The sequence below is a fragment of the Bacillus sp. UNC437CL72CviS29 genome (genome assembly GCF_000482345.1).
Taxonomy (GTDB): Bacteria; Bacillota; Bacilli; order Bacillales; family Bacillaceae_G; genus Bacillus_A; species Bacillus_A arachidis.
On the sequence record NZ_KI535303.1, the window covers coordinates 127,521 to 138,828 of the forward strand.

8 protein-coding genes are annotated in these 11,308 nt (G+C 36.5%); 2 read left to right on the forward strand and 6 right to left on the reverse strand.

The genetic code is table 11. The features are described from left to right. Positions 1-96: 96 nt before the first annotated feature. The gene (gerE, locus tag M014_RS0121645) at positions 97-321 is read right to left on the reverse strand and encodes a spore germination transcription factor GerE (RefSeq protein WP_000659494.1); all 225 of its coding nucleotides are present in this window, start codon (positions 319-321) and stop codon (positions 97-99) included. 722 nt (positions 322-1,043) lie between these two features. On the opposite strand from gerE, the gene M014_RS0121650 reads away from it, so the two are divergent. Next, positions 1,044-2,867: an APC family permease gene (locus M014_RS0121650; protein WP_026593549.1), complete on the forward strand. Its 1,824-nt coding sequence runs from the start codon at positions 1,044-1,046 to the stop codon at positions 2,865-2,867. Positions 2,868-3,076: 209 nt separating this feature from the next. Continuing rightward, positions 3,077-3,262, forward strand: a complete 186-nt coding sequence (locus tag M014_RS0121655; RefSeq protein WP_026593550.1) for a PspC domain-containing protein — start codon at positions 3,077-3,079, stop codon at positions 3,260-3,262. A 32-nt stretch (positions 3,263-3,294) separates the two neighbouring features. Here M014_RS0121655 and M014_RS0121660 read toward each other — a convergent pair whose 3' ends face one another. From M014_RS0121660 to M014_RS0121680, 5 genes are read right to left on the reverse strand one after another with little or no spacing between them, the layout of a single operon-like run. Beyond that, the gene (locus M014_RS0121660) at positions 3,295-5,016 is read right to left on the reverse strand and encodes an amylo-alpha-1,6-glucosidase (protein WP_026593551.1); all 1,722 of its coding nucleotides are present in this window, start codon (positions 5,014-5,016) and stop codon (positions 3,295-3,297) included. Positions 5,017-5,067: 51 nt separating this feature from the next. Next, a complete protein-coding gene (locus M014_RS0121665; protein WP_026593552.1) occupies positions 5,068-8,154 on the reverse strand; it encodes a glycoside hydrolase family 2 TIM barrel-domain containing protein in 3,087 nt (1,028 codons plus the stop codon). Positions 8,155-8,203: 49 nt separating this feature from the next. Beyond that, on the reverse strand, positions 8,204-9,031 hold the full coding sequence (locus tag M014_RS0121670) for a carbohydrate ABC transporter permease (protein ID WP_026593553.1): 828 nt from the start codon (positions 9,029-9,031) through the stop codon (positions 8,204-8,206). A gap of 23 nt (positions 9,032-9,054) precedes the next feature. Next, positions 9,055-9,999 (reverse strand): carbohydrate ABC transporter permease, encoded by a 945-nt coding sequence (locus M014_RS0121675; protein ID WP_026593554.1) that lies wholly within the window; start codon positions 9,997-9,999, stop codon positions 9,055-9,057. 22 nt (positions 10,000-10,021) lie between these two features. After that, on the reverse strand, positions 10,022-11,272 hold the full coding sequence (locus M014_RS0121680) for an ABC transporter substrate-binding protein (RefSeq protein WP_098302367.1): 1,251 nt from the start codon (positions 11,270-11,272) through the stop codon (positions 10,022-10,024). Positions 11,273-11,308: the final 36 nt, after the last annotated feature.

Below are 11,308 nucleotides of genomic sequence, written 5' to 3' on the forward strand. Positions count from 1 at the left end.
CTGTATAGACCAGGGACTTTTTTATTTTGCTCCTTTTCTTCACAATTTGCAAGACAGAAAAATAGCCGACCTTTTATAAAAAGTCGGCTTCACCTGTTATAATTCGAGTTCTCCCATACGAAGAAGCTCAACAACCGCTTGCGAACGTCCTTTAACCCCTAGCTTTTGCATTGCATTTGATATATGGTTGCGTACGGTCTTTTCGCTAATAAAAAGTTCACTTGCAATTTCTTTCGTTGTTTTATCTTGAACTAGTAATTCAAATACTTCTCTCTCTCTTTTTGTGAGTAACGGTTTAGATTGATATGCTTTTTCCTTCAACTGGTATAACCCTCCTTGCTTAAGCCAGAGCTGTACGTTTGTAAGTTGGGTGGGTGTTTATTTAGTCAAGATATTGTATGAACGAAATGTGCAGGTGGTGAATGAAAATGGGCTAATTTGCATATGTTATTTACATTCTGTATGTAATTCAATCACATGCTATAAAAAGTAGCTTCTATAAAAATCAAACAACATAAATGCGCTTACATATAACTATTCATTTCTTAATTAATTTGTCGCCACTTACTCAATAGAACAAGTATCCATTTATTCAAAAGATAAATGGATACTATGGTGATGACATGAAACTTATGTTAATCTCTATAATTTTGTCACTATCCACAATAGGGGTTGCCATTTCAATGGATATACTACAAGGTTTTAGTATTTTCCATATAATGAAATCAGTTTTAGAATTAAAATAAAGAATAATAACGGAAGATTGCATACTCCTATTCGTATTTTTTCTTCCTCTCCTCATTCCAAAAATTCTTCAGCTGAAAAAAATAAAACGACATAGGATTCCACTATGTTGTTTGGATTTTCTTCTTAATCCATTTGAAATATAATTGCCGTTCTCTCCCCAAATTACTTCACTCCATTTATTACCTCTTTCTTTTCAGAAAGATTCATCGAAAAGGCGCCAATACTACCTAATAGAGATGTATGTATTTATAGCAATCCGCTTTGTACGCAAAATTTTATGTATTGGTGGTGTCATTATGTTTTCGAATTTCAAACGATTTTTAATCGGTAGACCGCTTAAATCAACAGCGCTAGGAGAACAAAAATTAAATAAACTAAAAGCACTCGCAATCCTTTCTTCGGATGCACTTTCTTCTGTTGCTTACGGAACAGAACAAATTTTAATTGTTCTTGCTGCATTTGGAGCAATCGCCTTTTGGTATTCCATTCCAATCGCAGTTGGCGTTTTAATCTTATTAACAGCGCTCATTTTATCATACCGACAAATCATTTTTTCTTATCCGCACGGCGGAGGTGCTTATGTTGTTTCTAAAAAAAATTTAGGTACAAATGCTGGACTTATTGCAGGAGGATCGCTACTTGTTGATTATATCCTTACTGTAGCTGTAAGTGTTTCAGCTGGAACCGATGCTATTACATCAGCTTTTCCGACTTTGCACACATACACAGTTCCAATCGCAGTCATACTCGTTTTATTTATTACAATTTTGAACTTGCGGGGCGTAACGGAGTCAGCATCGATTCTAGCTTATCCTGTCTATCTCTTCGCTTTCGCACTTGTTGTTTTAATTATTGTTGGTGTATTTAAGATCACTTCCGGTCAAGCACCCGCTAATTTACATACGCCAATCGGAACTGTCGTGCCTGGCATCACACTCTTCTTATTATTAAAGGCATTTTCATCGGGCTGTTCCGCTTTAACAGGGGTAGAAGCAATTTCCAATGCGATTCCAAATTTCAAAGAACCTGCTGCGAAAAATGCAGCAAAAACATTAGTCATTATGGGAACAATTCTTGCTATTTTATTTACGGGTATCACATTTTTAGCCTATTGGTATGGAATTGCCCCAAAACATAATGAAACTGTCGTGTCCCAAATTGCTTCAAATATATTTGGAAGGAATTTTGTATACTACTTTATTCAAGGAACAACTGCGCTTATTTTAGTACTAGCTGCAAACACAGGTTTTTCAGCATTTCCATTATTAGCATTTAATTTAGCATCAGATAAATATATGCCGCGTATGTATTTAATGCGCGGAGATCGTTTAGGGTATTCAAATGGAATTATTACACTAGGCATCGGTTCCATCTTGCTAATTCTGGCCTTTCAGGGTAAAACCGAACAATTAATTCCGCTATATGCAGTAGGTGTTTTCATTCCTTTTACATTGTCACAAACAGGTATGATTATAAAATGGTTACGAGAAAAGCCACAAGGATGGCTACCTAAATTACTTACAAACTTATTAGGCGCTCTTATTTCATTAACTGTTCTTCTCATTTTCTTTATTACAAAATTTGCACAAGTATGGTCCATTCTTATCTTTCTACCTATCATTGTTTTCATCTTTCATCGTATCCACAATCACTATGTTGCAGTAGGTGAACAGTTGCGTGTCAATTTCAATAAAATTCCTGAAAAAGTAACTGGTAATGTCGTAATTGTTCCCGTCGCCGGCATTACAAAAGTAGTCGAACAATCCATCAATTACGCAGAAACCATTAGCGATCAAGTTATCGCTGTATATGTAGCTTTTGATAAAGAGAGTGAACTACGTATGCAGGAAAAATGGAAAGAATGGCAACCGAACATTCGTCTCGTTACATTTGTCTCATCTTACCGAAGCTTAATGCGACCTATCGCAAAATTAATTACGATTATTCAACATAAAGCACTAGAGAACAACCGTTTTGTTACTGTTTTAATTCCGCAGTTCATTACCAAAAAGAACTGGCATAACGTTTTACACAACCAATCGAGCGTATTACTACGTGTCTACCTTCTATATAAGAAAAACGTCATTGTCACGACTGTTCCTTATCGATTTCGAAAATAAGAACATTATGCACCTAAATAGAGGTTTGTTTTCCCCCTTTCTTTTAGGTGCATAACCATCAAAAATGCCTTACAAAAATGTAATCTCCCACCATAAAAATGTAATATAATTCGATAGTTTCCATATTCTTTTCCATGTAAGATAAAAGTATAAAGAATCATCATTACATAACAAACAACATGGTGATTAAAAAAGGAGAGGATTTTATAATGGAAAAAAAGTTACGTAGATCTGAAACTGATAAAATGTTATTTGGTGTATGCGGTGGTTTAGGAGAATATTTCGATATAAGCGCTAGTATGATTCGCATACTTTGGGTGATTGCGATTCTATGCTTCGGTACAGGTTTTTTAGCTTACCTTGTTTGTTTATTGCTTATGCCACGTTCTTACTAAAAGGCACCGGTGCCCAATTCGGTGCCTTTCTTTCATCTTGTCGCTTTTTGATGAAGCATACTTTCTTTTCGTGTTAACAAATACTTATTTGCTAAAATAAGGAACACACTAGAAGTCCATGTAAACGCTAAATCACGCAATCCTTGCCCGGTTTGTGCATGAAAATTTTCAGCCATCCCACTTTTATTTGCCATCATACAAAAACGAGAGGCAATATCCTTCGCAAACTCATTTTGATCAACTGCTTGTAAAGCCTCAGTCATAATAAATGTTGTCGGTGCCCAAATTGGTCCGCGCCAATATCCATCATCTCGATAATAGGGACTTCTTATACTCTCTGTAGCAAATCCATGTTTTGTCAAAAAGTGATTTTCTTTTTTCAATTCTGTAAGTAAGCTTTCAATAATTTCTTTAGGTAACCTTTTTCCTAAAATGAGGGGGATATATAACACGAGACTATCTGATACTTCATATGAATGATTCCCAGATTGCGGGGCAATAAAACGGTTTTCTCTCCAACAATGTTGAATCATACGATTAAGCGTTGTATTTGCTCGCTCTCCCCATTGCTTTGCCTCTTCCTCAAGCCCAAGTTTCTCCGCAACCTCCGCTAATACTTCCATTTGTAAAATAAGAAATGAGCTTAAGTCTGGACTCTCAATAGGAGCACCGCGGTGAAAAATCGTACTATTATCCCAACCACTATCATTCCCATGATTATATTGAGGAATCCCATCCCCATCATCATCTCGATATGTAAACCACCAATCTGTCCATTTGCATAACGGTTCATACACTTCTTGTAAATGCTCTTCTGTTATAAAATCTGCATGTTCCATCATCCATTTCAGCGTCCACCCATGAATAGGTGGTTTACAACAATTCCACAGCCCACTTTTATCGTTAATATAATCTGGTAATACACCACACGCATCTTGCTTATCGAAGAAAATCATAAATTGATCCCACGCCACTGTCGGTTGATGCATCGCTAATGCCATCGCATTAAAACAATGATCCCAGCTCCATATATTCGTCATCCAGTTTTTTGACATATACATCGCTTTTCGCGGCAAATACCCTTCCGCTTCTACCATACAAGACCATGTAATATAAGCCGCTAACTCTCTCCCTTTCAATAAGTCTTTCGGGACAGCCAATGTATGGCGTAACCAATTTACAAAATTCATCTCAGTAGCATCTACTGCCTCTGTGAATGTCTTCGTCTCCTTCGGCTTCTGTAATACTGTTTTATATTCTGTTAGTTCCACATCAATCCCTGATTTTTCATCTTGCGCACAAATATCAACAATAATATGTTTACAACGAAGCTCCTCAAACGGGGCATCCATATGCATAACCCCTTCTATAGCAGATAAATGAAATCTCATTTCTTTTGAAAAGCTATTAATTTCCCATCCACCTTGTTCGCTTGGAATACAGTAATCATACGAACTTGTAATCCCAATAAAACGTAGATGCAATCGATCCGAAGAAAAGCGAATTGTATCAGAATGAGAAAAACAAATCTTCACATCACCTTCTGCAGTCTGAAGTGTTAGTAAAGATGGCGACATCTTCGTTTCACATGGTATAACCTGTCCTTTCCGATTTAATACCTCTATTTTAAACACTTCACCAAAATCATCGTCACCACCGCGAATATTTCGAATCAGTAATCCGTTATCATAGTTTAAAGAAATCACTAAAAAAGAACCATACCGGCTAAATGGAACTTGTTGTAAATCAAACATTTATATCCCCCCTAGGAAAGAGCCCCATCAATAGAAGGGCCCTCTTGTAATTTATGATTCTTTTACAATCTCAAAAGCTCGTTTATGATCCCCATTAAAAGGGACAATGTACACCTCAAACCAGCACGGCTCTGGCTTCAATTGATACTCCGGAAGCTGAGCCGGTCCACAACTCGCGCTTCCTAAACCATTTTGCTTATAATCTAGATGAAATGTAACAAACTCTCTTTCTTGTAATTCATACAAATGCTCTGCTTTCTCTAAATCTTCTGTTGTATAAGGTAAGGCGCTAAAATTAAAATCTTGCCTACTATACGCAACAAACCCTACATGATATTGATCATATAGCGAAACCCACTTTACATCTGTTCGATTTCCCGTCTCTTGCGGAAAAACATACGGGAAGAATAAGTCTTTTACAGCCATTTCATATAAATCTACTTTGTTTGCTTCTTTACTATCCGCATATGATTCGCCTGGTCCACGTCCAAACCAACTTACATTTTGATATTGTTTTGGCAAACGCATCTCGAGCCCCATTCGCGGAAGTGTCTCTGGTAAAGTTCCACTTGGATTCAATCTTGTCTCTATTTTCATAGCCCCGCTTCTTTCAATTTCATACGTATAAGTAACGGCAATTCTCCAGTTCATAACAAGTGGAGCAATAGATCCTGTCACAACAACTTCAACATTTCCATTTTCAAGTTGCAGAGCTTCTATATTTTCTACATCATGCTTCACAAGGTGTACATATTGCTCTTTCCATTTTTTAACTGTATACATATCATTATCAATTGTTGCCCGCCAAATATTTAATTTCGGTCCTTCCTCCATAAGCAATTTTCCTTTAAAGGTCCAGTTTTTCATACGCCCTGTTACAGAGTGAAAAGAAACCGCGAAATTTTCACCAGTAACGCGAATTTCCTCCTTTGTTTCATGTAAAGTTAATGGTCCGTATAACTGCGAATCTTTTTTTCTTCTTACCTTTTGCAAAGCTGGAATACAAAATTGTTCCCAAGCTATTTCATGGCCTGCGACTCCCCAATTTGTATCTGCTCCTAGTACAGTCGACACGGTTACATAGCAATCCTCTTCTGTATGAAGGGCTATATCATCTATAAAAGGCAGCTGAATCTCACAACTCTCTTTCGGTAACAAAGGCGGGGCATCTATAGAATCACTCGCAATTACTTTTCCTTCTTTTTTTACAGTCCACTGCACACGATGCCCTCTTAACGAGCGAAAATCATATATATTTTGTATTGAAATCCTACCACTTCGAATGTCTATTTCTCCTACTTTAATAGGTTCAATTATTTTCTTGTATTGTAACAACGCTGGCGATGGCGTTCGATCTGGCAAGAGTAGTCCATCAATGCAAAAATTACTATTATGCGGAGTATCTCCAAAGTTACCTCCGTATGCAAAGTACTCTTCTCCACCTTCATTCACTTGACGTAATCCGTGATCAATCCATTCCCAAACAAAGCCACCTTGCAATCTTTTATGACTATAAATCGCTTCCCAATATTCTTTTAATCCACCTGGTCCATTTCCCATCGCATGGGCATACTCACATAAAATATGAGGTTTTTCCCAATTTTCTTCTTCTGCATAACCAATAATCTTTTCGACTGAAGAATACATTGTACTAAAAATATCAGTGACTTTCGTTTCTCGATCACCTTCATAATGAATAATTCTTGTTTGGTCCAATTCCCTACACTTATTCGCCATTGCAATAAAATTACAACCGAACCCGGATTCATTTCCGAGTGACCACATAATAATGGAGGAATGGTTGCGATCCCGAAGTACCATACGTTCCACACGATCTACATAAGCATTTTCCCATTCAGGATCATCACTTAATATGTTTGCATTACCAATTAACTCAAATCCATGGCATTCCAAATCAGCCTCATCAATTACATATAAACCATACTCATCACATAGATCATAAAAACGCGGATCATTCGGATAATGTGCCGTTCGTACCGCATTAATATTGTGCTGCTTCATAAGTATTACATCTTGCTTCATTGTTTCATATGTGACATACCTTCCTGTATCCGGATTGTGATCGTGACGATTCACCCCTTTAAATATAATGGGAATACCATTAACAAGCAGATTCCTATCCTTCATCTCAATCATACGGAAACCAATCTTCTGTGAAACCACTTCTACAACTTCACCATCTTCATTTCGAATCGTGAACAATACAATATACAAATACGGTTCTTCTGCAGACCATTTCTGTGGCTTTTTGACAAAAAACGAATGTGTATCCTCTATAACACTTGTCCCTTGTAAGTTCAGATACGATATATGTTGATCTAATACTTCCCCATGCTCATTACAAAATTTATACTCTAGTACATAATTTGTATTCAGTAATTGTTCATTGCAAATCTTTGTACTTAGTTGTAACACACCATTTTCATAATTTTCATCTAGTGTTGTACATAGCGTCATATCATAAATATGCACAGCAGGTTCATGCACAATGTACACATCACGAAAGATGCCACTTAACCACCACATATCTTGATCTTCTATATAAGATCCATCACACCATCTATACACACATACTGTCATCGTATTTTTTCCCATATGAACAAACGATGTAATATCAAACTCTGCCGTCAAACGACTTCCTTGGCTATATCCCACTTCTTCTCCATTTATCCATAAATGAAAGGCACTATCCACACCTTCAAATCGAATACGAATACATCCACCGTTCCAACTTTCCGGTATATAAAATTCATTTTTATAACAACCGACTTGATTTTCAAATGGAACATGGGGTGGCTGAAGCGGAAACGGATAATATAAATCGGTATAATGAGGCTTTCCGTATCCTTGCAATTGCCAATGCCCAGGTACATGAATCGTATCCCATTCACTACAATCAAATTCACTTAAGAAAAAATTTTCTGGAAGTTGCTTTGGGGATTCTAAGTACAAAAACTTCCACATTCCATTCAGCAATTTGTAATAAGAAGAGCTTTCACGCGTAAAAGATAGAGCCGCTTGTTCCGTTTGAAATGGAATAAAATGCGCCCTTCCCTCCATACGATTTCGCCCTGTTACTTGAACATTTCCTAAGTCCGCTAACATGTTACGTTCCATATCGATCCTCCTTTTTGCTTTCACTTTGTCTCACCATTTCTACACTCTATCATTTAAGACCTGTATGTCCCGACTCTTCCACAATATATCGCTGTGCAAAAAAGAAGAGCGCAAGAGGTACAATACTAATTAACAATGTCACCGCCATAATCCCTTCCATATCAACGCCAAACATACCTTTAAACTGCGCTAAGCCTAGCGTTAATGTATATTTGCTTTGATCATTTAGGAAAATAAGCGGTCCTAGATAATCGTTCCAACATCCTAAAATATTAAAAACAGCAACTAGAATTAAAATCGGTTTCATAATCGGTAAATAAATACGGTAGTAAACTTGAAATGCGTTCGCACCATCCATCCTTGCAGCCTCATCTAGCTCCTTCGGAACAGACATAATAAATTGTCTCATTAAAAAGATAAAAAACGCACCGCCAAACCAAGATGGAATAATTAAAGGTTTTAACGTATTAATCCAGCCTAGAGCATTAAATTCCATATAAAGCGGAATCATCGTTACTTCCCACGGAATCATCATCGTTGCTAGTACAATCATGAACAAAATATCCCGCCCTTTAAATTTAAAACGCGCAAAACCATACGCTACTAAAGAAGATGATATTAACTGCCCGATTGTAGAAAGCACTGTTACAACAATTGAATTCCATAAAAAAGTATTAAATGGTTGACTTGTCCACGCCTTTGCAAAATTACTAAATTTAAACTCAGATGGAATCCACTTTGGTGGATATAAATATAATTCTTCTGGTGATTTCACAGATGTTGTAATCATCCAAAAGAAGGGCAATAAAAATAAAATAGAAAAGCCTATTAATAGTGCGTACACTACAATTCGATATATGCGCTTCTTCGTTCTCACACCGTATCCTCCTTATTCATTTTCTACTTTGACTTCATCTCATTTTCGTAATAAACCCACGCTGCTGATGATTTAAAAACAAGTAATGTTAACCCTAAAATGATTAAAAACATAAACCAAGCATTCGCTGATGAATAGCCCATTTTAAAATACTTAAATGCATTTTCATATACATACATCGCGTAAAAATAGGTGGACTTTAATGGACCTCCGCCGGTTAATACAAGCGCTAATGTTAATTGTTGAAACGCACCGATAATTGTTGTAATTAAATTAAATAAAATTGTCGGCGTTAACATCGGCAATGTAATTTTGAAAAATTGCTGCACTTTTCCAGCTCCATCAATGGAAGCAGCCTCATACAAGTTTTGCGGAATATTTTTTAATCCAGCTAAAAAGATGAGCATAAGCGTGCCTTGTCCCCATAAACTAGCAATTACCATCGCAATGAGTGACCAGTTCGGATCACTTAACCAATTTGGTCCTTTTATACCCACAAGCGATAGAAAATAATTCAAAATACCATACTCTCCGTTATATACCCATGCCCAAATCATCGCTAAAGCCACACCAGAAATAACGCTTGGCAAATAGAAAAATGTTCGAAAAAACGCATGTCCTTTTACCTTTTGATTCAGCAAAATCGCTAAAAATAGAGCAATGATTAAATTAAATGGAACAAATAATGCTGCAAATTTCACTGTAATCCATAGCGAATCCCAAAACATCGGATCATTTAGAAACATATCTTGATAGTTTTTTAATCCAATAAATTGAACTTCTCCAATAAGCGGCCAGTCAAAAAAACTAATAAACAGTGAAAATAAAAGAGGACCAAGGGTAAAGGCTATAAAGCCAAATACCCACGGAAATATAAATGCGTAAGGAACGAGTTTCTCCCATTTCATTTTCTTTTTTCTAACAGCTATATTCGTTTCACTCTCTATAGATACTCCATATTTCACCATCCACACCTCTTTGCTTTTACAATTATTTATCCATATACTTCTCTGAATCTTGAACCGCTTTATTTAATAATTTCTCTGGATCTTGTCCAAGCATAATTGCATTAATTGCCGCTGATAAATTCCGGTTTACTTCATCCCATTTTGGATTAAGTAAAAATGCTGGTGTATTTGTTGAACGTTCTAGCATTGTGTAGAACGGTTTAATATTCGTCTCTTCTTCTTTCTTCAATTCTTTTACAACACTAATTCGAACCGGTAAATCAGAAGTTCGCATTTTAATCGCTTCTGGTGAAGAATAAAACTTAACAAACTCCCAAGCTAACTCTTTATGTTTTGCATCTTTTGCAATCGAAACAGCTGATGTAGCAACAAGCCCCTTCACAGGTTTTCCTTTAAATGTAGGAGGTTCTACTGTACCAAAATCAATTTTTGCCTCTTTAAACCCTTCTAATGGCCAGATTCCGCTCTCCCACATTGCTAACTTCCCAGCTTTAAAAATATCGTCACCGCTCTGTTGGTTTTTTCCACCTACTAATACAGCCGTTTTATCCTTTAGCATACTTTGGAAAGATTTCATAACTTCAATTGTTTCTGTACTGTTCATATGTCCTTTTATTTGTTTTCCATCTTCACTTACAAAACTACTACCGTTACTCCAAATAAACCCTTGTAAATCATACGTATCTGGCTCAGGTCTTAAAGCAAATCCATATTGTTTATTGCTTGCATCTGTTAACTTTTTCGCAGTGTCTACAAACTCATCCCAAGTCCAACCATCTTTCGGATATGGAATATTCGCTTTATCAAATAACTTTTTATTGTAATATATAACCCGTGTTGTAAATCCTGCTGGCATACCATATAATTTCCCGTCAATACTAGAGTAGTTAAATAGCCCTTGATAAAAATCATCTAATTTCATATCCGGATCTTTCTTTGCAAGTTCATCTAAAGGTTCAAGAGATTTATAATAAGCTGGGAAATTCCACATATACATAACATCTGGTGGATTTTTCGCTCCGAAAGATGCTGCAAGCTTTTGATCAAAGCCATCGCCATAAGCCTCCACCTGTACTTTGACTCCCGGATTCTTCTCTTCAAATTTCTTTGCAATTTGCTGCTGAATCTTTAAATTTTTTCCAGCATCCCAAGTTGCAAATCGTAATACTGTTCCATCACTCGATGTTTGTTTCTTTTCATCATCCTTTGATGATTTTTTACTTGTGGTCTCATTTGAGCTACAACCAGCTAAAAATACTATAAGTACGAGCATAAAACTAAGACATACATGTACCATTTTTTTCACTAC

Bases quoted from the DNA above. Each gene is read 5' to 3' on its own strand.
- M014_RS0121650 (WP_026593549.1), top strand. From the start codon at position 1,044: ATGTTTTCGAATTTCAAACGATTTTTAATCGGTAGACCGCTTAAATCA.
- M014_RS0121655 (WP_026593550.1), top strand. From the start codon at position 3,077: ATGGAAAAAAAGTTACGTAGATCTGAAACTGATAAAATGTTATTTGGT.
- M014_RS0121660 (WP_026593551.1), bottom strand. From the start codon at position 5,016: ATGTTTGATTTACAACAAGTTCCATTTAGCCGGTATGGTTCTTTTTTA.
- M014_RS0121665 (WP_026593552.1), bottom strand. From the start codon at position 8,154: ATGGAACGTAACATGTTAGCGGACTTAGGAAATGTTCAAGTAACAGGG.
- M014_RS0121675 (WP_026593554.1), bottom strand. From the start codon at position 9,999: ATGGTGAAATATGGAGTATCTATAGAGAGTGAAACGAATATAGCTGTT.
- M014_RS0121680 (WP_098302367.1), bottom strand. From the start codon at position 11,272: ATGCTCGTACTTATAGTATTTTTAGCTGGTTGTAGCTCAAATGAGACC.